General features: G+C 37.6%; 25 protein-coding genes. 9 read left to right on the forward strand and 16 right to left on the reverse strand.

All coding sequences use genetic code 11. The features are described from left to right. Together ACMAZI_RS11315 and ACMAZI_RS11320 are read right to left on the reverse strand one after the other, a co-directional pair. On the reverse strand, positions 1–226 hold a 226-nt coding region (locus ACMAZI_RS11315), incomplete at its 3' end, for a hypothetical protein (protein ID WP_412475126.1). Positions 227–350: 124 nt separating this feature from the next. Further along, positions 351–3,083 carry a Tad domain-containing protein gene (locus tag ACMAZI_RS11320; RefSeq protein WP_115361764.1) on the reverse strand — a complete coding sequence of 911 codons (2,733 nt, stop codon included), beginning with the start codon at positions 3,081–3,083 and terminating at the stop codon, positions 351–353. A 385-nt stretch (positions 3,084–3,468) separates the two neighbouring features. Between ACMAZI_RS11320 and ACMAZI_RS11325 the strand changes: the two genes are divergently transcribed. From ACMAZI_RS11325 to ACMAZI_RS11335, 3 genes are all read left to right on the forward strand, one after another. Continuing rightward, positions 3,469–3,894, forward strand: coding sequence for a hypothetical protein (locus ACMAZI_RS11325; protein WP_334678834.1), 426 nt, complete (start codon positions 3,469–3,471; stop codon positions 3,892–3,894). Between the two features lie 210 nt (positions 3,895–4,104). Next, positions 4,105–4,575 carry a single-stranded DNA-binding protein gene (locus ACMAZI_RS11330; RefSeq protein WP_115361760.1) on the forward strand — a complete coding sequence of 157 codons (471 nt, stop codon included), beginning with the start codon at positions 4,105–4,107 and terminating at the stop codon, positions 4,573–4,575. Between the two features lie 92 nt (positions 4,576–4,667). Further along, positions 4,668–5,360 carry an ankyrin repeat domain-containing protein gene (locus ACMAZI_RS11335; RefSeq protein WP_412474113.1) on the forward strand — a complete coding sequence of 231 codons (693 nt, stop codon included), beginning with the start codon at positions 4,668–4,670 and terminating at the stop codon, positions 5,358–5,360. 50 nt (positions 5,361–5,410) lie between these two features. Here the strand turns inward: ACMAZI_RS11335 and secG are convergent, their stop codons facing one another. Beyond that, on the reverse strand, positions 5,411–5,755 hold the full coding sequence (gene secG, locus ACMAZI_RS11340) for a preprotein translocase subunit SecG (RefSeq protein WP_115361756.1): 345 nt from the start codon (positions 5,753–5,755) through the stop codon (positions 5,411–5,413). A 130-nt stretch (positions 5,756–5,885) separates the two neighbouring features. After that, positions 5,886–7,325: a phospholipase D-like domain-containing protein gene (locus tag ACMAZI_RS11345; protein ID WP_412474114.1), complete on the reverse strand. Its 1,440-nt coding sequence runs from the start codon at positions 7,323–7,325 to the stop codon at positions 5,886–5,888. Between the two features lie 161 nt (positions 7,326–7,486). On the opposite strand from ACMAZI_RS11345, the gene ACMAZI_RS11350 reads away from it, so the two are divergent. Both ACMAZI_RS11350 and ACMAZI_RS11355 read left to right on the forward strand, forming a co-directional pair. Then, a complete protein-coding gene (locus tag ACMAZI_RS11350) occupies positions 7,487–8,374 on the forward strand; it encodes an endonuclease/exonuclease/phosphatase family protein (RefSeq protein WP_412474115.1) in 888 nt (295 codons plus the stop codon). Between the two features lie 90 nt (positions 8,375–8,464). Further along, entirely contained in the window at positions 8,465–9,571 is a 1,107-nt protein-coding gene (locus ACMAZI_RS11355; protein ID WP_133296931.1) for a hypothetical protein, read from the forward strand. Between the two features lie 12 nt (positions 9,572–9,583). On the opposite strand, the gene tpiA is transcribed toward ACMAZI_RS11355, so the two are convergent. The 3 genes from tpiA to gap are packed head-to-tail and all read right to left on the reverse strand — an operon-like array spanning position 9,584 to position 12,565. Further along, positions 9,584–10,309 carry a triose-phosphate isomerase gene (gene tpiA / locus ACMAZI_RS11360; RefSeq protein WP_120404195.1) on the reverse strand — a complete coding sequence of 242 codons (726 nt, stop codon included), beginning with the start codon at positions 10,307–10,309 and terminating at the stop codon, positions 9,584–9,586. A 24-nt stretch (positions 10,310–10,333) separates the two neighbouring features. After that, complete coding sequence (locus tag ACMAZI_RS11365) at positions 10,334–11,530, reverse strand: phosphoglycerate kinase (protein WP_120404196.1); 1,197 nt, start codon at positions 11,528–11,530, stop codon at positions 10,334–10,336. Between the two features lie 15 nt (positions 11,531–11,545). Continuing rightward, on the reverse strand, positions 11,546–12,565 hold the full coding sequence (gap, locus tag ACMAZI_RS11370) for a type I glyceraldehyde-3-phosphate dehydrogenase (protein WP_115361743.1): 1,020 nt from the start codon (positions 12,563–12,565) through the stop codon (positions 11,546–11,548). Positions 12,566–12,716: 151 nt separating this feature from the next. Between gap and ACMAZI_RS11375 the strand changes: the two genes are divergently transcribed. Both ACMAZI_RS11375 and ACMAZI_RS11380 read left to right on the forward strand, forming a co-directional pair. Next, positions 12,717–13,625 carry a hypothetical protein gene (locus ACMAZI_RS11375; protein ID WP_115361741.1) on the forward strand — a complete coding sequence of 303 codons (909 nt, stop codon included), beginning with the start codon at positions 12,717–12,719 and terminating at the stop codon, positions 13,623–13,625. A 48-nt stretch (positions 13,626–13,673) separates the two neighbouring features. After that, complete coding sequence (locus tag ACMAZI_RS11380) at positions 13,674–14,600, forward strand: S1 family peptidase (RefSeq protein ID WP_115361739.1); 927 nt, start codon at positions 13,674–13,676, stop codon at positions 14,598–14,600. On the opposite strand, the gene ACMAZI_RS11385 is transcribed toward ACMAZI_RS11380, so the two are convergent. Genes ACMAZI_RS11385 through ACMAZI_RS11410 form a run of 6 tightly spaced genes read right to left on the reverse strand, consistent with a single transcriptional unit; the run spans position 14,580 to position 19,733 of the window. Further along, positions 14,580–15,392, reverse strand: coding sequence for a TatD family hydrolase (locus ACMAZI_RS11385; protein WP_334678839.1), 813 nt, complete (start codon positions 15,390–15,392; stop codon positions 14,580–14,582). The two genes, ACMAZI_RS11380 and ACMAZI_RS11385, sit on opposite strands and share 21 nt — an antisense overlap. Positions 15,393–15,394: 2 nt before the next feature. Next, positions 15,395–16,540: a thioredoxin domain-containing protein gene (locus ACMAZI_RS11390; RefSeq protein WP_115361735.1), complete on the reverse strand. Its 1,146-nt coding sequence runs from the start codon at positions 16,538–16,540 to the stop codon at positions 15,395–15,397. A gap of 3 nt (positions 16,541–16,543) precedes the next feature. Beyond that, the gene (locus ACMAZI_RS11395) at positions 16,544–17,128 is read right to left on the reverse strand and encodes a polyphenol oxidase family protein (RefSeq protein WP_412474116.1); all 585 of its coding nucleotides are present in this window, start codon (positions 17,126–17,128) and stop codon (positions 16,544–16,546) included. Continuing rightward, positions 17,128–18,096 carry an RluA family pseudouridine synthase gene (locus tag ACMAZI_RS11400; RefSeq protein ID WP_412474117.1) on the reverse strand — a complete coding sequence of 323 codons (969 nt, stop codon included), beginning with the start codon at positions 18,094–18,096 and terminating at the stop codon, positions 17,128–17,130. Before ACMAZI_RS11400 ends, ACMAZI_RS11395 begins: the two co-directional genes overlap by 1 nt. A gap of 3 nt (positions 18,097–18,099) precedes the next feature. Next, positions 18,100–18,747, reverse strand: a complete 648-nt coding sequence (locus ACMAZI_RS11405; protein ID WP_115361729.1) for a helix-turn-helix domain-containing protein — start codon at positions 18,745–18,747, stop codon at positions 18,100–18,102. A gap of 2 nt (positions 18,748–18,749) precedes the next feature. Continuing rightward, complete coding sequence (locus tag ACMAZI_RS11410) at positions 18,750–19,733, reverse strand: P-loop NTPase (RefSeq protein ID WP_158536863.1); 984 nt, start codon at positions 19,731–19,733, stop codon at positions 18,750–18,752. Between the two features lie 103 nt (positions 19,734–19,836). Here ACMAZI_RS11410 and ACMAZI_RS11415 point away from each other — a divergent pair, with 103 nt between their 5' ends. Beyond that, complete coding sequence (locus ACMAZI_RS11415; RefSeq protein WP_115361725.1) at positions 19,837–20,478, forward strand: diacylglycerol/polyprenol kinase family protein; 642 nt, start codon at positions 19,837–19,839, stop codon at positions 20,476–20,478. A gap of 10 nt (positions 20,479–20,488) precedes the next feature. On the opposite strand, the gene ACMAZI_RS11420 is transcribed toward ACMAZI_RS11415, so the two are convergent. Next, positions 20,489–21,175 (reverse strand): LON peptidase substrate-binding domain-containing protein, encoded by a 687-nt coding sequence (locus ACMAZI_RS11420; RefSeq protein ID WP_115361723.1) that lies wholly within the window; start codon positions 21,173–21,175, stop codon positions 20,489–20,491. Between the two features lie 97 nt (positions 21,176–21,272). Here ACMAZI_RS11420 and ACMAZI_RS11425 point away from each other — a divergent pair, with 97 nt between their 5' ends. Continuing rightward, positions 21,273–22,175, forward strand: a complete 903-nt coding sequence (locus ACMAZI_RS11425; RefSeq protein WP_115361721.1) for a type I phosphomannose isomerase catalytic subunit — start codon at positions 21,273–21,275, stop codon at positions 22,173–22,175. Positions 22,176–22,179: 4 nt separating this feature from the next. Here the strand turns inward: ACMAZI_RS11425 and ACMAZI_RS11430 are convergent, their stop codons facing one another. Both ACMAZI_RS11430 and ACMAZI_RS11435 read right to left on the reverse strand, forming a co-directional pair. Beyond that, positions 22,180–22,521: a hypothetical protein gene (locus ACMAZI_RS11430; protein ID WP_115361719.1), complete on the reverse strand. Its 342-nt coding sequence runs from the start codon at positions 22,519–22,521 to the stop codon at positions 22,180–22,182. 117 nt (positions 22,522–22,638) lie between these two features. Then, on the reverse strand, positions 22,639–22,896 hold the full coding sequence (locus ACMAZI_RS11435; protein WP_115361716.1) for a DUF5522 domain-containing protein: 258 nt from the start codon (positions 22,894–22,896) through the stop codon (positions 22,639–22,641). Positions 22,897–22,932: the final 36 nt, after the last annotated feature.

Consider the following 22,932-nt stretch of genomic DNA (forward strand, 5'->3'; position numbering starts at 1 on the left):
TCTTCGTTGCTTTTTTGGCAACTTTTTTCTTGGCCGTTTTTTTCTTCGTTGCTTTCTTTGTAGTTTTTTTGGCAACTTTTTTCTTTGCTGTTTTTTTCTTTGTCGCTTTTTTAGCTACTTTTTTTGCAGTTTTTTTCTTAGTAGCTTTTTTAGCTACTTTCTTTGCAGTTTTTTTCTTTGTAGCTTTTTTGGCTACCTTTTTCTTGGCCGCTTTCTTCTTTGCCATTATTTACCTCGCGATAAAGTTTTAGAATCGACCCTAGTATATAAAAGAAATTTAAATTTTCGCAAGCTATTTTTGTTGACTTTAGGTCAATAGAGGCCATTTTAAGGGCAAATAGGAAACTTTGTTAAAAGAATAAGTCACTACCAAATTCACTAAGCTGTTCTCTTGGCAGTAGATTGTAAATAGTATCTGCTCCTGTCTTGATATCTTCAGGAGTACGCGGTGTTTCACCTTCTGGTGAGAAGCCCCTTTGGGACTCCAGGTAATTTGAAACATTATTCCCATAGCCGACATCTGTGCTAGAAATCGAGTCGAGACTTATTAACTTTGTAGAGTAGGCATTACGTCGCTGGTTACGGTCACGTCCTGATAGGGGATTTGATGAACGGCCATTATTTTCTGAACCATAATCCTTTCCTGGTGAGTATCCAGTTCTCATTAAATTATTATTGAGGAGTGGTGTTGGACCCTGTGCGTTGTTGTTTTGTCTATATGACGTTATATAGAACAAGCTTGAGCTTCCTCGAAAATTGTTTAAGTACTCACCAATTGTTGTTATTAGAGGAGCGGTATTACAATTATCTTCTGATGGTGGCTGGTCTTCACCTAATATAAAATAGCTAAAGCGAGAGGCGATACTTTGTTTTTGGCAATTTCCAAAAGGTCCACCAATTGTTCCAGTTGAGACATCGCTAGGATCGCCATCTGTATCTTCATTGAAGATGGCCTTTGAAGCGGCAACATAGGCATCTGCTTCTTGAGCAGGAGTTTCTCTTACTTTTTGAGCATAAGCTTGTAGTGCCTTACGATAAACAATAACTGAATCCTTTAGGCCTTCAATATAGCTGTAAAGTACACCCTTTACATTAGACTGGTCTTTAAAGAGAAGGTTTGCGTGAAATAGAGGAGCAAAATATCCTATCGTTTCATTATCACGGTTAAAGTAGCGATGTGTTGAGTAGTGTTCAGCATCATCATCTGTCTCAAGCTCAAGAAGTGTTGGAACCATATAATTTAGAACGTCATAATTGGTAGGAGATCTTACATTCTTATAACTCTCAATTAGATCCTGAGCTGAAACACCGGCCTGCATCCCAGTATAATTAGGTATATTTCTTCTTAGGTCTTCGTATTGTTGTCTTGTGAAAAGCCCTGCTGTTACTGGCGCTGGACTATTGAGATCTGTATTATATGGGAGGTTTTGAAGCCTTCCATCGTTTGTTGTTTCAGAGTTGAGATTATAAATCATATTGGGAAGAGTGAACTTCGTATCGACATTTGAAGGAACACCACCAATTGCAATATCGGAAGAGCTTACATCTAAGAAGAAATCATTTGAAGCGGGAAGTGGTAGCCCCTGAACTTTGGCCCCATCTTCAAGTCTTGGGTCATTTGTAGTACTAAAGCCCATAATATAATCGGTACTACGTGAGCCTCCGCTATTGTCACTTCTTGGAATATTGTAGCTGGACTCAGAATATTCAGAGCCTGGTGCAACTAGTGCTGGCCCTATTCTTCCACCAAAAGGCTTAGCAGCAGCATAAGCGGCCATCTCAATTGGTTTTCCAAATGGGTTTAAAAGACCTGTGTATTGAGCTTTTGCTTTTACTGCATAGTAAGTGACAACACGAGGGTTCTTGTAAAATCCTAGAATATAGCCAGGTACAGGAAAGGCCGTCTTAGTTGAAGCACATGAGGCTTCAGCGGCTGTTCCACTACTATCAGATACACCTAGAGTCGAAAGTGCTTCTGTCGTTGGTGCAAAAGTTGTAAAGAATGTTGAGAAGTTCATCACCATTGGGATGAGGTCAAGATATCTCTTGGCCGAAACAACCGTTTCTCCATTCGTATACGATGCATCGTTTGGAATTAAGAAATTCGATAGGGATTGTGGAGAAGGGTTATAAGTATCTGGTGCTAACTCGTAGAGAACAAATGTATTGGCAAAAGCGGTATTATTTTTAAAAACTCCACCGGAGATATTTTTCATGGCGGCCATATATGCTTTTAGTGGCCGATCATTCATTGGAATCCCCATTGATTGATTTTCATTATTAAGTACTTCCGGGTTAAGGCAGCCGGGGGCTCCGCCACCACCACAAATACCTTCTGTTACAGGAGGACGGTTAACAATCATTTCAAGATTTCTCATGCGAAGGGCCAGTTCCATCGATTGAATCCATGATCCCGTACGATCTGCTGCTGCTATAGGAATATCGTTTTGTGAAACACCCGCAGCAAAAGCATAATTCTTTGCTGCCGAGAAATTATAAGTTGAACGAACCATACAGTTCTTTGCTTTTAAATCAACAAAGGCACTCATCGTCGCTTCAAATTCTTCACTAACGTCAGGAATACCTGCAACATGAAATCGTGGAAGTCCTGGGATCTGATAAATAGTACAAAGGTTTTCATTATTTTCAGAACCGAAGTGAAGACATATTGATGGAATATTATAATGGTCGCCTTGAATACCACTACTGAATCCTGCTCCCGTCTCGTCAAATCGTTTAAGGGCAAAGTTCATCTGGTTTCCACCAGTAGTTTCATGAGTGTTCTCATTGGCCAGTTGACCGAGAACATAATACTTAAACATCCATTCCTTATAAGTATTTCTCATTTCCCAATTGAGGTAGGCGATATTGCTGAGCTGTCTTGCTTGAGCGGCCGCTCCTGACCATGCAGCAGAGTCAACTGCATTTTGCATATTGATCTTTGCTTTTACGAATAATCCAACATTAACCACAAAGGCTATAAATGAGAAAATTGCTACAAGGGTAACACCAAAGAAGACACTAATCTGTCCCTTCCTATTTTTAATTACTTGTGAATGATGCTTATTTTTTGCTTGTGTCATAATGCCTTAATTTTGCTGGTAACTTAATGCTACCGAAAGTGTCGTTTATGCGTCAATTCATATGAACACTTTCTATTTTCAGTTAGTTGCACTGAGTTATCTTGGCATTGAACTTGTATCTATTAAGGGTACCAAGGATATGGTGCCTGATCCCTGGATGTAGAACGTTGGTACAGGCAAGGCTAACCACCTTACTTTGGCCTTTCGGTCATTCTTTAAGCCCTTATTTCAGGGGCTTATCACTACCAGGCCTAGGCTTTGTTCGCTCATGGATGAATAAGGACAAGGCCTGGTACCTTTTTTACCTGCTTATAAATGCTCGTTTATATTGGTAAAATGGGGGAGTCGAAGTTTTTAACTTTGTCACTGCTTAGGAGGGCGACCATTGAAGACATTGAATTCTTTTAATCCATTAGAGTCGAGAACTTATAAGTTTAAGAAAGCTCATATTGAATTCTTCTGTCCTCTTTGTCGCACTCAAAGGGCGGTCGTTACCAATCCACATCTAGATGCAAAGAACTATCTACAGATTTTCATGCTGACAGTTGTGACAACTGCAATTCTTTATCCATTCATGAGTTTTGCTGGAGTCTTCTCTTTCTTTCTTTATTGGGCAGGATTTGAAGCAACTCTTCGCTTAACTTTTAAAAAAGAAATTCCATGCCCTCATTGTGGATTTGACGCTTCTTGGTATAAGAAAGATGTTCGCATTGCAAAGGCAAAGGTAAAAGAGTTTTGGCAGACAAAAGGTGGCCATGGGGAAATCTCTCCTGACAATGTTGACCAAGCTTTTGAAGACATGACTCAATAATATTTAGAATCTCCAATTTATTCGATATCTCATTTCGGGCTCTTGACGCAGCCGTAAGTATTTTTTTATTTGCATTAGCATTTATGACTTCTCAGATAGGTGAAAGTCGTATTATTCTAGTAATGTATTTTAACTAATACACAACCTTGCGGTTATAGCTGAATTCTAAAGGATTGTTTCGGTTATACGCGAAGAAATTGGAGGAACAAAATGAGTGTAAACAAGGTTATCTTAGTAGGACGTTTAGGACAAGATCCTGAGCTTAAGTACACGCCATCTGGAATGGCAGTTTGTAATTTCTCACTTGCAACAGGTGAGTCTTGGACAGACAAGAATGGACAAAAACAAGAAAGAACTGAATGGCACAGAGTTGTTGTTTGGGGAAAACTAGCTGAATTATGTGGTCAATACCTAGCAAAAGGTCGCCAAGCTTATCTTGAAGGTCAACTTCAAACAAGATCTTGGGAAGACAAAGATGGTAACAAGAGATACACAACTGAGATCAACGCTAGAACTGTACAATTCCTAGGTGGAAACGCAAGTGCAGGTCAAGGCGCTTCAATGGGTCAGCAAAATAATAACAACTCTTTTAACCAAGAGCCAAAGCAGCAAGATGATATGAACCAAGGTTATGATATCTCATCAAATGCTTCATTCACTGCTGATGACATCCCATTTTAGAAAATTCTAAACATTTTCAATACTTAAGGCCTCCAATCGGAGGCCTTACTATTTTCTAAAGAAATTCTTAATTATTGGCGATAAGTGAGTTGATGAGTCAGTTAAGAATTTTAACATTACTTACTATTTTAGTGTCTTGCGGAAGTCTTGAGCAGTATGGAGACCTACTGCCTTTAAACAAGGCCGAAAGCAATGAGATGCTTTTATCAGAAACTGAAGAAGCAGAGTATCGCTATCTTGCAGACCTTTATGGGCTTTCCGAAGAAGAGCTCAGAATTAAAGATGATAAGCCAAAGAGAGTTGTTCAAACCGAAAAAGATTGGGACCTTGAGCAAGTTAATCTAAATGAAATCGAAAATACCTCATTTGTAATCAATGATTATGAAGTTACTTTTGTGGAAGATAAGTTTAAGCATGAGCGTCAGCTTGTTGAGGAAGCTAAGGCATCTGAAGCGAGAAAGTCTCGCGGCATAGCTTCGATTCCAGAAGTAAGCGAAGTTCATAAGAAGAGAAGGCCAGCAAGTCTATTTGCCATGGCCAAGAAATCAACACCAGAGTCGATTCGCTATATTGTGAAGAATAAAGGTCTTGATGTTAATAAGAAAAATGGTCAAGGGGATACACCTCTTCATATTGCTTTAAAGAATAATCGCTTTGAAAATGTAAGAGCACTTCTACGACTAAAGGCAGATCCAAATATTCCAGATGCTTCAGGTAAGAGCGTTGCTCAATATGCGCAAGAGATGGAATTAAACTCAATTTTAAAATTAATCAATCGCAGATAAAAAAAGCTCCCATCGGGAGCTTTTCTTTTTATATGAATTTCTTTTTGAAATTATTTTGTAGCTGGAGCTTGCTCAGTCTTAGTTTCTTCTGGAGCTGTCGCTGGTGCTTGAGCATCAGAGTTAAGAGGAGCTGCAACTGGCGCTGCTGAATCAAGAAGTGATTTTGTTTCTCCACCTGATTGAATCTTTGCTAGTAGAATACAATTACCTAGGAATAGGATCGTAAGAACAACAGTAACCTTACTTAAGATATTTCCTTGCTGGCTACCTGTGAAAACGGCTTCTGATGCACCACCTAGAAGTCCTGCCTCAGCACCTTTACCAAACTGAAGTAAAACAGTAACGATAAGAAGGATTGAAATAACACCGTGAAAAATCATTAATCCAGTAACCATAATCTATATTCCTTTAAATATTTTAGACAAATTAACAACAATTTATATCAACTCAACTTGGCCATGACAAGTACTGTCTATGACCAAGTGAGTTATGAAATGGTAATTTATTAAAATGAATGAATTTCGACTAGCGAGGGCAACCAGAGAAGACTTGTTTCTCGATATCAAAGAAGTAACAATCTCTTTTACGGTAAGCATCACGGAAGAACGTAGGTGCTGCTTGGTAGACAGCGCTACGAACTTCTTCAATTTCTGGCCAAGTCAGTGACACTGGCATTTTTGTATGAAGATAGATACGCCCATTATATGGTTTTGCTACACGGTCCCAAGCTTCTTTTGTTGGCCTATCGTTTTCATCGCGGTTAAGTCCCCAAAGATTATCAAATTCACCTTTAAAGTCTTCAAAGAGATTTGAGAAAGTTTCTCCAGAGTAAGTGAACATATTGTCATATTGAGAATGCTCAGCAGTTTCAGATATATTATATGATCCACTCATTAATTTTGTCTTAGAGAAATCATCTTCGTTATAATCAAAGATCATATACTTGTGGTGATTTAAGGCCCAATGCCTTGGAGAAGGAGCGTGAGAATAGTACTTAATTCTTACTGGTGGAACCTTACCTTCGTTACCTTCAAGTTCTAACCAATCATTGACAAAATTTGGAACCATCTCTTTTGAGCTTGTTCCACTTTTATATTCCTGGTTATCAGCGACAATCCTTACATCAACTCCACGCTTTACTGCTTCAATTAGAGCATCTGAAACTTCTTCAATGACAAGGTGGTTTACGTTTACAAGAATATTTTCTTGAGCTTCATTAATAAGTTTCAGCATAGTATCGCGAACAAACCACGTTCTCTTTTTATTAACCTTTCTTGAAGAGACACGGTAATAGCGTCCACTTTTGTAGCTCTTTGTTGTCTTGCTATATTCGCTATATTTAAAGTTCATAGAACTTGAAACAAAGCTAGGATTCTCCTGTGCATCAGGATTATTTGTTAGATCAACTAAATCAAGAGCTGGTTGATTCTCTTCCTTTGCATCTTTATTTGTATAAAGATCCTTTGAAGAGTTCCAAAGGAATTTGAATTCACGATTTAATGTTTTGATAACAAGGCGTCCTTCTGGACTTGTGTCATTATTGAAAATAAAGTTTTCAGAATAACGTGACTTGGCTCCACCTGAAAGATTGGCACTTGAGTTGAAGGCCCATACATCATCAACAATAGAAAACTTTTCATGCATATTTTTAACTGAAACTTTTACACCACAACCAGCATCTTCAATTGCCGTTGCGTAATCAATTACTCTCGACTTTCGTCTAAGGGCCGGATGGAGAACGACTTTTACATCAACACCAGAAAGACAAGCCACTTCTAGGTTTTTTGCAACAGTTGAGTCAGACCAACTATAGACTGTTAGCCAAACCTTACTCTTAGAGTTTTCAATGGCCTGATAAATTTGATTAAAGGCTTCTTCACCTTGATGAGGTGAGAAAAGGGCCCAGAAGCTTGTACCTGCAAAGATATTCGAGGCGAAAAGTGCAAGGATAATTAGCTTTTTCATGTATTCTCCCTAATTGGTTTCAGCTTTGTGTATCCTAGCTAATATAAGTTGAGAAGCACTCGAGAATATTTTTCAATAAATAAAATTACATAGACGTAAAATCAGCTACTTACTATTAAAATTATTTTGACCATCGGTAATCTCTTATCTACCATTTTTATATGGGAAAACTTAAGAGAGTATGGCCATGGTTGGCCTGTGCGCTTGTTGGTTTAAATATAGCCGCAAGCAGTTTAAAAATCACGACCTTCAATATTCGTTGGTATGGTCTTGGAGGGGAGATTAGTGGTCACCGTGGTGATGAATATCGCGACCCCTTTATTAAAGAGTTTCTCACAACTAAATATATCAATACTGACATTTTTGTTTTTCAAGAAATTATTGATACGGCCCGCTTAGCAGATCTAATGGATGGGCTTGGTCATCATTGTGTGACATATAATCACGAGCAATTTAATCATCAACATTTAATGATTTGTTTAAAGAAGGCTCTCGATATTGTTCCGGTAAAGGGTGATGATGACTATATTTTTCCTCTTATTGAGAACCGTCCCTTCTTAAGGCCTGCGATTTATGGGAAGGTAATTGATCGCTATTCTAAGAAGCCGCTACTTCACTTAGTTGGCCTTCATTTAAAAGCTGGCCCATACAGTACAAATGTTCGTATGCATCAAGTTGAAACACTTATTAAAAGAATAAAAGAGTTTAAAAATGAAAGTATTCCACTTGTTATAGCAGGTGACTTAAACTCGTATCCAACTTATTCGACAGAGCTTGAAAAATCAGACCTTGAGTTAATTGGAAAGCAGCTCGACTCAATTGGACTTTCAAGAAGAACTAGTGATTACGATTGGACTTATCGTTCAAATACCTCAGGTCATTCATTTGATCACGCCTTTGTTTCAAATCGTTTTAACTCTCGCTATGTTGAAGTCTGGCGCACTTGTGGAAAGAGTATCCCAAATGCAAAGAGGCTAGAGAACCTCTCATGGTATAAGAGATTTATTTCAGATCACTGTCCTGTAAGTTTTCGATTAGACCTGAAATAGAGTAGAAGTTTAAAGGTTAAAAAATATTAACAATTGAAATTAAGTTTTCTTAGGCCTGTGCGTTCATATTTTTGTGATAATTTCTTGGCCATGAAAACTATATTAATTTTGTCACTCTCAGTTTTGACGTTTCTTTCTGTCCAGTTCACATATGCTCAGGAAGCAGTACCAAACGTCGTTTTATTAACTTCACTTGAAACCCCAAGAATTTGGTATCGTCCAAAAGATTGGAAAATCGATGGTAAACTAGAAAAGATTTTCAAAAAGCACTTTAGAAGATCTGGTTACAATATCGTCGTAAAACACGCTGTTGACTTTCATCAATTGCGAAGAGAACTTCACAATCCAAATAATATTGCTGTCTTTTGGGCATCTCATGCTGCTGGTACAAATCAGTACACAACGGGCTCAAATAATACGGGAGCAGTTTTAAGTATTAACGGAAAGGATGTTAAGGAGTTATTTAAATCAGTACATCCAAATTTAAGGTTTCTTGGACTTGTTGGTTGCGATGCAGATGGAATCCTTAGAGAAATTTATCGCCAGGGACATTACCGTTACAATCCAAACCTAATGACTCATTCATTTAAAGAAAAGATTGATGCTCGAAAGGGATTAAGGGAATCTCTAAAAGCTTCTGTTGGCTCTCTTGGCTATGCCAAGAAGCGCTTATTCTTCTTAAAAAAGAAGAAAGCTGATCGTTTGATAAACTCGATTCTATTTCGTAGTGACTTCTATGCTTCAGGAGAATACCTGACGGTTAATAAGTACTTTCGATGCGGTAAAGAAGATGGCTTCTATGTAAGCGGAGTGAGAATCTTAGAGAAGGACTCGGCTCCAGTTGCTATTAGAAACAATGAAAGAATTTTAAAAATTCTTCCAGGGGGAAAAGCTGGTGATCGTCAGGAGTTTAATTTCTATCTTCCATATCACCCAGATATTTCACGTCGTGATTTAAAACTACATGTTGATAGCATGATTCATTATTCAGATGATAAGCAATATTTAGGAGAATTTGATTTTAATTCTGAATGGGGAACTGATTGGCGAGTCTTTGCAAAACCTGATGGAGAAATCTTAGGTATAACAAAGAATCTATACTTACCAAGGGGAACAGTTCCAGGGCATGAAGACTTAGTAACTTATGATGAGCTAAGTTGTAATGATTCAGAAGAAATGAAAGTGAGAGTTTACTAAGCTTTTATCTTACTAAACGTGTAATCCTAAGTAGCTGTCTGCTTTTAAGGCAGCACCACCTACAAGGCCTCCATCAATATCTTTACAAGATAGGAGGTCTTCTACATTTGCTGGCTTAACAGATCCACCGTAGAGAATCGATGTTTTCTCTCCATCAAGAGAGAGGTTTTCATTAATATATTGGCGAATAAATGCATGGGCCTCTTGTGCCTGCTCTGGACTAGCAGTTACACCCGTTCCAATTGCCCAAACTGGCTCATATGCAATAATTATTTTTTCGCTTGAAACTCCAGCTAGACCTTGGGCAAGTTGTGTTGCAAGAACTTCTTCAACTTTTCCAGCTTCTCTTTCTTCTAGTGTTTCACCAATGCAGAAGATAACAAATAGGTCATTTTCAAGAGCTAGCTTTGTTTTCTTATTAAGTGTTTGATCATCTTCTTTAAAAATTGAGCGTCTTTCACTGTGGCCAATAATGACAAACTCTGCACCGATATCTTTTAGTGAAGCAGGTGAGATCTCACCTGTAAAAGCTCCACTATTTTCAGTGGCACAATTTTGAGCACCAATTTTGAAGTCATCTGTATTTTGAAGGCAAATAGGGATGTGGATTGCTTGTGGAGCAATCCATGCTTCGTGACGAAGTTTAGTGCTGTCGATGGCATCAAAGAAGGCGATAACGTCTTCTGTATTTTGATTCATCTTCCAGTTTCCTACGATATACTTCGTTCTCTCAGTCATATTTCATCCCTTATTATTTCTTAGTTATTCAACACCAAATTTTAGAGCACTAATTCCTGGAAGGCTACCTTTCTCAATAAACTCAAGAGAAGCTCCGCCACCAGTTGAAACATGGCTCATCTTATCAGCAAGTCCTGACTTATTAACTGCGCTTACAGAATCACCACCGCCAACTAGTGTGTAGGCATCTGATTCACTTAAAGCTTTTGCAATGGAAAGTGTTCCACCAGCATAGTCTTCATTTTCGAAAATACCCATTGGGCCATTCCAAAGAATTGTCTTAGCACCTGAAAGTATTTGTGAATATTTAGCTGAAGTTTGCTCTCCGATATCAAGTCCCATAAGATCGTTTGGAATACCAACTTTATCGATTACTTGTGGCTTCCCACCAAATTCAGTTGATCCTAAATGGTCAATTGGTAGAACGATTTTATGTGCTGTTTTTTGTGACAGAATCTTCTTCGCTAGTCTTACGTCCTCATCTGAACAAAGAGATATACCTACTTCATTTCCTTTTGCTTTTAGGAAAGGGTAGGCCATTGCCCCACCTATAAGAAGGTTTGATACGTTAGAAAGTAGTCTTTCAATAATTTTAATCTTGTCACTAACTTTTGCACCACCAACGACTGCTACAAAAGGAGTCTCTGGTCTTTCTGTGATCTTTGTTAGGGCCTCGATTTCTTTTTTCATAAGAAGTCCTGCATATGCACGATTCTTAAAGAAAGCATTTATTCCATAAGTTGAAGCGTGTTTTCTGTGAGCAGCACCAAAGGCATCATTGACATAGACGTCTGCATATTCAGAAAGTTTACGTGCAAACTCACGGTCATTTTCAGTTTCTTCTTTATGGAAACGTAGGTTCTCAAGAAGAATAATCTTATTTGAATTAAGACTAAGTAGAGTTTTAATTCCGCGATCTAGGCAAGATTCAGTAAGAGTTACTTCTTCTCCGAGCTTATCAGCAAGGTAAGTTGCAACAGGCTCAAGAGAGAATTCTTCATTTCTTTCACCTTTTGGACGGCCTAGGTGAGACATCATAATTAATTTTGAAGCACCTTTTTCTAGGATGACCTTAATTGTTTCAAGAGCATAATCAATTCGAGTTGAATCAGTAATCTCTTTCGTTTCTTTATTCAATGGAACATTGAAGTCAAAACGGACTAGAACTCTTTTGTCTTTTATTTGTGACTCATCAATGCTGTCAATAAATTGTAATGCCATAGTTTTTCCTAATTCTTAAAGTTGGCTTCCGATGAAATTTGCAAGGTCGATAACACGATTAGAGAAACCAGCTTCGTTGTCATACCAAGTAACAACCTTAACGCTCTTTCCATCAATAACTTTCGTTAGTGAAGCATCAACACATGAAGACTCTCTCATTCCCATATAGTCTACTGATACAAGTGGGTCTGTTTCAAAACCTAGGATACCTTTCATTGAAGTTTCACTCGCTTCTTTTAGAGCAGCGTTTACTTCTTCTTCTGTCACTTCTGATTCTAGATTTACTGTTAAATCAACAAGAGAAACATTTGGAGTTGGAACGCGGATTGCGAAACCGTCTAGTTTTCCTTTTAGTTCTGGAATAACAAGACCAACAGCTTTTGCTGCACCTGTTGTTGTTGGAATCATTGAAACAGCTGCTGCACGTGCACGACGAAGGTCAGAGTGTGAAGCATCAAGAATATTTTGATCCCCAGTATATGAGTGAACAGTAGTCATGTGACCATTGATAACACTAAATTTATCGTTAAGAACTTTTGCTACTGGCGATAAGCAATTCGTTGTACAAGAAGCATTTGAAACAACTGTGTGCTTTTCTGGATCGTATGTATTCTCATTGATACCCATTACGATTGTGTTATCAACATCCTTACCTGGACAACATAGGATTACTTTTTTTACAGATCCAGTAACATGTTTCATTAGAGACTTTTGATCCTTAAAAACACCTGTAGCATCAATTACGATATCAACTTTGTCTTGAGTCCAAGGAATCTCACTTGGGTCTCTATATTTGTGAAAAGAAATTTCTTTTCCATTAACATGCATTTTATGTGCTTCATCGACACTTACTTCACCATCAAATCGACCAAAAACTGAGTCGTACTTAATTAAGTGAACGTAGTCGTTGATATCACCTGGAGAATTTACAGCAACGATTTCTAAGTTTTCAATGTTGCGATTAAAAATTTCTCTTAGAACTGTACGACCAATACGGCCCATACCATTGATACCAATTCTGATTTTTCCAGACATACCTGACTCCTGTACTTAATTATTAAAATAAAATTCCCCTGTAATATGCCACAATCAGGAGGGATTGCCTACTGAAAGCACATATTTCTAAGGATATGCGACGTTTTTGCTCACTGCCCAATAAAGTGGTGAGCGCTGTATAATTTTACTAATGCAGACCAATAATCAAAGCACATCAAAACTTATTCACTATAAATCCAAAGCGGATTACGACAAGGGTGTTAAGAACGTCGTCAAAGAAAAGGCTCCTGAGTTAAAAGAGGCCGCTAAGGAAGTGGCAAAGAAAGTAGGTGATATTGCTGAAACTGCTGCTAAGGCATCGATATCTGAGGATGCTGTTGCGTTGGCTTCGGCCGGAAAGAAGCTGGCCGTGGATGCTGTGGCGACGATTGCAAAGTCAGCAGCTGGTGCTCCAGTGAGTAATGGACCTAGTGAGGCCCAAGAACTTAAAGATGCTTTAGATGCAAAATTACCAATAAATAAGCCTGCTATCTATTTCCTAGAAGGGCTACACCTTTCAACCTTGAATTCAAAAGGTGGACTTGAGGATATCGCTAAGTCCTTTTCTGATTCTGAATTTGTTAGTTGGCAAGATGAAGATCAAGTCTTTGAGGAGATTATGAGACGAGGTGATAATGAGCCTATTGTCTTAGTTGGTCACTCACTTGGTGGAGATGCTGTTGTTAATTTAGCAAATCGCCTAAATAGTATTGAAGGTGGATTTCGAAAAGTTGATCTACTCGTGACTCTCGATTCTATAGGCTTTGATAATGATATCATTCCAAATAATGTTGATAAGAATTTAAACTATATCCTTGATCGCTCATTTATTTTTAACGATGGCCCAAATGTCGCGCGTGATCACCAAAAAACTGATGTTGTTAATATTCTTAGGTCAGAAGGCCATACAGAAATTGATGAGGCCAGTGATGTGCACCGTGAGATCTATCAGGAAATCACATCGATTCTAGATCAAAATTTCATGAATAAGAGAAAACGGGAACTTATCTCATTATTTCAAGTATTTCGCTCTCCAGATGTGACTAAAGTCACAACATAACTCTTTTAATATCATAGCTTTTTACTTGGCCATATGCTATGAAGTGTCATGCTTATTCGCGTCGTTTTAACATATCTTATTTTTACTGCATCTAGCTTTGCCATTGTTGGTGGAGAGCTAGTTGGTGCAAAAGACTATGAAAGTGTAGTGGCCCTCGTTAGAAGAGGAAAAGCATTCTGTACTGGAGTAGCACTTTCTCAAAATCATATCCTTACAGCAGCTCATTGTTTAGAGAGTAAAAAGGCCCATACGATTAAGGTGTATACGGGGGCCGGTAAAGATTTATCTAATACAAGAGATTATAAATTAAATGCACAATACTCAGTTAAAAAAGCGTTTATCCATCCTTCTGTAAAATTTCAATTTCCAGGTGGCCCAATTGAAAACCTAGCAGATGTGCGAACTGTAGACCTTGCTATCTTAGAACTTTGGAACCCACTTAGAATTCCTCGCTACTACTCGTTGCTTACAAATCCTGTGGATGTTTATAATTATCTTCGTCCTGGAAATTTAACAACAGCTGTTGGTTATGGATACACAGGAGAGTTGGGATTTCTTCCTTATGAAGAAATACATGATGATGTTAGCTACGGACAAAAGAGAAAGGCGCAAATTCCAGTATACGGAACTTCATTTAATTATTTAGATATGAGAAATAAAGAAACGGATACTTGCTATGTTGATAGTGGGGGACCAATCTTTGTTGATGTAAACGGTAAAAGAAAGATTGCTGCCATCGTATCGGCTTCTCTCGGCTTTTGTGCTGAAGGAAAGTATGCCACCTTATATGCATTAACTTATCATGCCGCATGTTGGATAAATGATGTAGCCGGTGTTGAGGATGAGTTTACTGATTCTTTATGTGACAGAGAGTATCGTATCGAAAGTAAGTGCTTCCATTTAAAAGATGAGGATGAAATTCTTCGTTGTGCAAATGGAATTTCAAATGATTTCTTAAGTCAATTTATAGAATAATTCTTTGGCATTCTTATTTGCAATTTCAATTAATTCTTGAGCATCTATGTCTTTGTGTTTTGCAATGTAGTCAGCAACACAAGGTAAGTAGAATGGAGCATTCTCTCGTCCTCTAAATGGGACAGGAGTTAAATAAGGAGAGTCTGTTTCAAGAAGAAGTTTCTCTAGTGGAACAATATCTAAAACATCTCTAACATTCTGAGCGTTCTTAAAAGTTACAATACCATTAAATCCAATGTTAAAACCTTCTGAGAGACAAAACTCAGCTAATTCTTTACTCGACGTAAAGGAGTGAATTACGCCCTTTCTTTTCAAGGTTTGAGAAAAGTTTTTTAAAATGGCCTTTGTGTCTTCATCTGCTTCACGAGTATGAATAACAACTGGCATGTCACTATCAACAGCAATTTGTAATTGTTTTTCAAATGCTTCTTTTTGAATTTTGGGATCTGAGAATTCGTAGTAGTAATCAAGTCCAATTTCACCAACTGCAACGATTTTCTCATGGGAGATATTTGCTTTTATTTCTTCGTATGTATCAGGTGTAATCTCTTTGGCCTCGTGTGGGTGGATCCCTTGAGTTCCAAAGACAATATTATTCTCTGTTAATTCTCTGACCTTACTTAAGTTGCTAGGAGAAACAGCAATCGTCACAATTTGGTCAACACCATATTCTTGGCACTTTTCTAATGTATCAATTAACTCTTGGCCTTTAAGGTAGTCGAGATGACAGTGGGTCTCAATTGGACCCACTGTATATTTAGGAATAATTTTTTCTTTTTTCTTTTTACTCATACTTAGTTTTTAGCTTTCTCTAAAAGGTGATCCATGATCGCAGTGTAGTCACTTAAAGGTCTAACACCTTCAATCTTTACACCATTAATTAACTGAGTTGGAGTTGATTGTACATTGAAAGTATTGGCCTGATTGATCATATCAACAACAAGCTGCTTAGTTTCAGGCTTTGCCATACATTCAGTAACACCAAGCTCTTTTGCTCTTTCATCAATCCATGTTTGAGAAAGGTTTTGTTGATTTTCAAAAATCTCATCATGAACTGACTTAAACTTCTCTTCTCCTGAACAACTTGCTAGGTAAGCGGCCTGACATGCTAATTGGTGAAGTGGTCCTTGCATTCCATCGTTACAGTTGTGGTCAAGTGGGTAGAAGAAGTATTGAATATTGATCTTACCGTGATACTTCTCTTCAATCTTAGGCAGTACTAGGTTTAGAGCGTTACATGCTGGACATTGAAAGTCTGAAAATACAGATAATTGAATAGGTGCATCTTCAAATTTTTCAGTTGCTGAAGCTAGGCGATATGGAGAAGGGTTCGTTGGATTTCCCATACTCTTTAGCGCTTTAAACATTGTTACAATTTGAGCACTTCTTGCTGAAGACTTCTTTGTTTTTGAGCTAGTAAAGCTATAAGCAATAGCTCCACTAATAACCATACATAGAATAGCTATTCCAAAGAATTTCACATCAAAGTCACGAGAAGCATCGTTCTTATACATCATATAGAGAGCTGTCCATGAGGCGATATAGTAGAGTGTACAGAATGGACATAAAGTTCCAAGCATTACAAGAGAGTAGATGAAGAGAACGAGACAACCAATTCCATTAAGTAGAAGAAGAATGAAGAGTCCACCTTCTGCTTGCTTCTTATTAACCATGTAAAAGAACATAATCATGGCACCGATAATGATACCGAATATTGAAATTGGAACTCCTGCAATATTTGAAAGAGGAGAAAGAGTCGCAGCATCACAAGTTAAGAATGAATTGATATTACAAGCTGATGCGGCCCCAAACCCTGTTGGGAATTTTACTTGGTAGAAGTGGTTTGTCAGATAGATTGATAAGACAAACATAACAAGACCCGTTACAAAGAATAGGATCTTTTTATTAAAGCTTAATTTGTTTAAAAAACTGTCATTCATATTTTAATTCCTTTTTAAAATATTGTAATTTCTCTTAGTTGTTTGATTTCTTCTAAAACTATTATAGTTGAGATTTGCAAATGTGCATATATTGGCACAAATGACTTGAGCACTCATAAAGTTTTTTCTAATTTGATCCTCGACTTCTTGCTGCATATCAAAGCACAGGCTGCCTTCTATCATCTTAAAGGCATTTGAATTAGGAAAGTTTTGTTTAAATTCTTCACTAACTTCGTAATTCTTAGCACTTATATGAGGGCCAATGAGAAAAGTATGTGGCCTAAGTGCCTTGATTTCATCACTGATAACGATACCTTGGGCCAGCCCACGCCATCCGGCATGAAGATTTGCTACTCCCAGCTCACCAATAACGACAATAGGAAGGCAGTCGGCAGTTTTAATGGCCAAAGGAGTAACTAAGGTGAGTGAACTAATGAGGCCATCTGCTTCGATTTCTTCATTTGTTGGTGATTTTGCGATGACCGAAGAGTGAATCTGCTTTACTTCATCAAATTCAAATTCAGGTCTATCGTCATAGGTTTCAAAGAGATATTCACCGATTTGTTTTTGATAAAGTCGATTGGTCATTATGATTCAGACTCCAAAAAATCCAGCACTTCTTGGAAGACTGGAGGTGGTGGCTCTTCAAAGTAGAGCTTCTCTTTTGTGATTGGATGTACAAAGCCTAAGATTTTTGCGTGGAGGAATGGATGCTCGTAATCCTTAATAATTGCTCTAAGACGAGTATCAACTTTCTTTAAGTCGTTCTTTGGTACCCCATAAAGAGGGTCCATTAGAATATGACCGTTTAAAAGCTGACTTAAGTGAACGCGGATTTGATGTGTGCGTCCAGTTTCAAGCTTTAATTCCACATGACTTAGATTTTGGTAATATTTTAGTACTTTAAAATTTGTTACGGCCTTTTTTCCATTGCGAACATCAACGGCCATCTTAAGGCGATTATTAGGATGGCGACCGATAGTTGATTCAAGCCTTCCTTCTGGCGGAAGCTTCGTACTTATACTGATTGCCTCATAGTAGCGATCGATATCATGGGCCTGAAATAAATTAACCAATCCTTCATGACACTTTTGTGTCTTTGCCACAACCATTACACCACTTGTTCCCTTATCTAGACGATGAACGATCCCTGGGCGTTTTTCATCGCCGACACCTTGAATATCTTTGCAATGGTGGAGGATCGCATTAACAAGAGTTCCTGTATAATTTCCTGGGGCAGGATGGGTAACCATTCCAACAGGTTTTACAACGATTGCCAGATGCTCATCTTCAAAGAGAATCTTTAATGGAATATCTTCTGCTTTTGCAGTTGATTCTCGAGGAGGTGGAACGTCTACATGAACTTGTGTTCCAACAGGAGGCATCTTCTTTAACTCAATCTTTGTTTCAGATGTAATAGCGCCTTTCTTATATAGTTCTTTAAGAAAGCTTCTTGATTGCTCTAATTTTGATGCGAGAACTTGATCGAGACGACTAAACTCATCATGGTCTTCTTGTGTAACTGTTATAACAAAAGAATTGGCCTGATCACTCATAGATTACTTTGCTTCTTTGAGGGCCTTAATTCTTTGCAGATAAGAGTTGGCAACAAGGTCTGGGTTTAATTTTAAAACCTTAGCGTATTGATAAACAAATCCTCTGACATAGACTATCGCTGGCATTTTCTCAACATCTTCATTTTCAATATATTGAAGGTAAGTTTTAGAAATCTTAGTCATATCTGCAAGACGAGCAATATCAACTTTCTTGTATTCTCTAACTCTTTTTAAGAATTCGCCGGTATATTCAGAACATTGCTCAATTTCTTTTTCAAATTCTGTATCTTGCTCGTATTCAAGACCGTAACGCTTCTTTGCCACAAGCTTATTCATCTGACTCATGACCTGACTTTCAGTCTCTTTTTCTTCTTTTGGCTTTGATGTGGCCATGAAGTTTGTTTCATCTTCCACAACAATTCCTCGAGCTTGATTATATTTCTTTCTCTTTGTTGGATTACTTAAAATATTATAAGCCTCTTCGATAAGCTCAAGAACCTTATGGGCCTCTTCTTCAGATAGAAGTGAATAGAGTGCAATACTATCTCCACTATAAGCGGTTTTAGCAGTTGTGTAGGCTTTGAAAATCTCGTCTGCTGAAGCATTTGGTGCTACTTCTAATACTTCATAGTAATTCTTTTCAGTTGTCATTTTTATACCATCTTCTTTGTCAGGTTAAGAATACGATTGATTACATGCTCAAAATTCTTAACAAGTGATGAGTTCGGGAACTCAAGTATAAGTGGCTTTTTCTTCTTAACACTTTGCCATACTGTCGCATCGTATTCAAGGAAGCCAACGTAATCTAAATTAATACCAAAATATTTTTTTGAGATAATTCTCATGGCAAACCCAATATCAATGTCTGCTTGGGTTCTAGCTTGGTTAATTATGAGCTTTGGAGTGATACTTTCTATCTCTCTTTTTAGCTTTAGGCCTTGTTGCTCATTGATTTGCATGGCCTTTTCTATAATCTCTGATGGCTTGCGATTTTCGCCAACTTTTCCGTTCATTACCTTATCAATCAATGGACCAAGCTCTAAGAAGTCATCAACTGATTGAAGTTTTCTATGGTAAATAGATTTTATAAAACGATAAGTATTCTCAATTGAAGTTGGCTCTGGCAGAGTCACAAGAATTCCTTCATCGGCTCCTAAGAAGAAGTCGAGAGTATTATTTGTCGTTCCAGCTCCAAGATCCAGTAGAATATAGTCTGCATCAAGTTCACGCAGGTCGTTAAGAACCTTTGACTTATGAGCGGCTTTTAGATTTGCCATACCAAGATTATCTTGTGCACCACTGATTAGGCTTAAGTTTTCTAATGGAGTCGGTGTGATTAAATCAGATAATTTTGTATTTGGTTTTGTGAAATAGTCACTAAGAGTCTTGGATGGAACACTGACACCAAGGCAAGTGTGGAGGTTTGCTCCCCCGAGATCCATATCAATGGCAATGACTTTCATCCCCATTAGTGCAAGGCAAATTGAAAGGTTTGACGTCACAAGACTTTTTCCTACGCCACCTTTACCACCACCAATGGCCCAAATCTTCTTTCCGTTATTTGATGCACCTAAGTACTTACCAGCATCTGCTAGGTGAGAATTAGAATTATTATGTGTATTATTTAAGTTGTTCAAAATACATCCTTGTATCGCTACTTAAGTTTTCTTCATTATAGCCAAAATTAAAAAGCCTCGAAAAGGTCTTTATTTTATTTTTCTAAAATTATATATTTAATGAATGGAAAGTATTTATCGGTTCCCAAGTAAGTTTGAACCACATATATTAAGAAAATTAGTCCACATCATTTCAGGACTAGGAATAGTCCTTATTTATCTTCTGACAAATATTGATTCTCTTTTATTTTCTTATATTGTTTTGGGAGCAAGTGCTCTTTTCACTTTGATCGAAATTTTGCGTCTGAAATTTGACGGTCTGAATCAAGTATTTGTGAATGCATGTCGCAGTGTTTTAAGAGATTCTGAAGTTAACGGCTTTACTGGAACACCACTATTTCTGTTGGGAATAGGTCTTTCTTTTCTTGCTTTTGATGAACAGATTGCTTTATTGGCAACGATTATTCTTTCTCTAGCTGATCCAGCCTCTTCATTTGTAGGAATACGTTATGGAAAGAGGAAGGTTTTAGAAGATCGTACATTTGAGGGATCGTATGCGTGTTTTATTATGACGTTCTTAGTTGTGGCAACATATGGGATGCTCTATTTTCCTCTCAGTCTAAAAATTGTCATCTTTGCTTTCTTTACGGGAGTAGCTACCGCTATTATTGAATTACTTTCAACTAAGATCGATGATAATTTTACTCTCTCATTTTTTACAGCAAGTGCGATGGCCTTATTAAATATTCTTTTAGTTCTAGTTTAAGAAAGATAATTTAATTTGCCTGTTTGAGTTGAAGTTTTTCACTAATAAATTCTTTATATGCTTGGGCCACGATAGGGTCTTCTTGAAAGCTGTGCTCATCAGTTATTAATGAATTTAGGATTTTGATCTGATCATTAATGCTTTTTTGTTCAAGTAACATCTGCCTGAGAATACGACTTTTTATTATAAACGTTGAAACATAGTTAATGATTTGGTGTGGGGTTTTAAGAGTCTCAATAAAGTGGTCGCGGTCTCGATCATCAGTGATATTAACATCAAGCCAGCTAAAGAGAATATTTTCAAGGCGATAAAAGTCGTCAATATTTCCCATAATAGAATGCTCATCCTCTAATACCGTTACATTGTAGACAGGGTAGGGACTAGATTGGGTGGGATAATTAACTTGGCACTTTCCCGTACATCGCATTAATACTTTTAAGGTATTACCATCGACTCTCTCAATCATAAGAGGTTTTCCGTAACCTAGAATTTCACAAGGATAAGAGAAGTATGTTTCAAAATCCTTCTCCATTGCAAGGGAGATTCCAATAGGATTTCCAGCACAAGTTGCCTCTTCAAATATATCCTGAAAGATTTCATCTACAACATATAGAGGAAGGGATGTCCCCGGAAAAAACACAATATTGGGAAGAGTTATAATTGGAATTTCCATACGGTTTGAGAGCTTTTTTGCCATGATTTATCATATCGACAAAAAGTCTGACGCGTATATTTAAACCTTATTAATAAAGGTAAAGCTAGCATAGTTAAGGTAGTGTTGGTAGGATATCTATATGATTTTAAAGCAGCTTCCACATTTAGTGACCACAGTTTGGGGTGGTGAAAAGTTAAAAAAGTTTAAGCTTCAAGAAGGCGAGTCCTTTGATGGCCCATTAGGTGAGACTTGGGAAGTCTCGACTCTCGAAAATGGACTTTCTCATTGTGAATCAGGTCGTAGTTTAAAAGATGATCTGGAAGGCAAAGAATTAACTTATCTTATTAAATTTATCGACACTGCTCAGAATTTATCTATTCAAGTACATCCCGATAATGAATATGCTCACATCCATGAAGATGCTCTAGGAAAAGATGAGTGTTGGTATATCTTAGAGGCACAAGATGATGCTGGGATTTATCTCGGCTTAAAAGACGGTGTCACTAAAGAAAGATTACAAACGGCCATTGAAAATAATGAAGACGTTAATGAACTTTTAAATTTTCATAACGTTAGAAAAGGTGACTTCTTTAATATCCCTGCTGGATCAATCCATGCTATTGGAAGTGGTGTAACTCTTGTTGAGGTTCAACAAAACTCTGGAGTCACTTATCGAGTGTGGGATTGGAATCGAGTAGGACTTGATGGAAATCCAAGAGAGCTTCATGTGAAAAAGGCCATGGATGTTATTAATTTTGAACTTGAAAAGAATATCCCAGAGCACTTCCAATATAAAAACCTAGAGGAAAGTGGACTACTTACAAGTAATAAATATTTTAATGCCCGTTTAAAAATCTTAAAGGCCAATGATGAAAGTGTTCTTTCATTAAATGGAATTAGTTCTGTTGTAGTTTTAGATGGAGAGTGTGAGATTGATGGAACCTCATTGTCAAAATATCAGACGGCCGTATTAAAAGATATTGAGTCTGCCATCTTGAAGGCAACGACAGACTCACAAGTACTAGTTGTTAAGCAGGTTTAATCTTTTATAAAGCCTCACAATTTAGTGGATAAGTTACCTCGTGACCTTTATCAGTTCTAATTGAAATATAAGTATTCATTTCGTTTGAATCAGTGATGTCATCAAAGTGAATTTGAAACTTCTGACCACCCATAGAGTAGTGATTCGTAACAGAGTTTCCAACCTTGCTAGTGCGACCAGTAATTGATTGGGCCGGCATACGACCTTCAGTCTTAATAAGGTTGTTCTTAATTTGAAATTCAATATTCTTGCGTTTTGAAGAACACTTAAAGTTAATCTCTGGCTTTGCTGCCATTGTAGACTGACCTAGAATTAGTGTAAGTGCGAGAATGCTTAGTAATTTCATTTTTCCTCCAAGTTTAAAACACTATTTATAATGCACAGAGGATGCCAAGATGAATGTCTATAATTTCAGGTGATTAGCTAGGTGGTTTTGTGATTTTTTCAGACATCTGTCTAAAGTTTATTCAGCTTCTTCAATTTTTTCGATGCTATTTAGGTAGTATTCGGCCATCTCTTCATCTGAGACTTCTGTGATCTCTGTCTGGCGACGAAGCTCGTGAGGGACGTCACTTTTAGCGCTATCATGCTTGTCATTAAAGCCATAAGGGCAGTGAAGGCAGCCACTTTCACAGCAGTAGCCACGACGTAAGTGAAACTCTTCAGTAAAGACAGTGTTTCCGTCTTTATTTATATAGAAATCTTTCTTTCCGTCATTCATAGGCTTGGTTTAAAGATAAGGCCCCTAATTCAGGGG

This window comes from Halobacteriovorax sp. YZS-3-1, assembly GCF_047084945.1.
GTDB classification, from domain to species: domain Bacteria; phylum Bdellovibrionota; class Bacteriovoracia; order Bacteriovoracales; family Bacteriovoracaceae; genus Halobacteriovorax_A; species Halobacteriovorax_A vibrionivorans.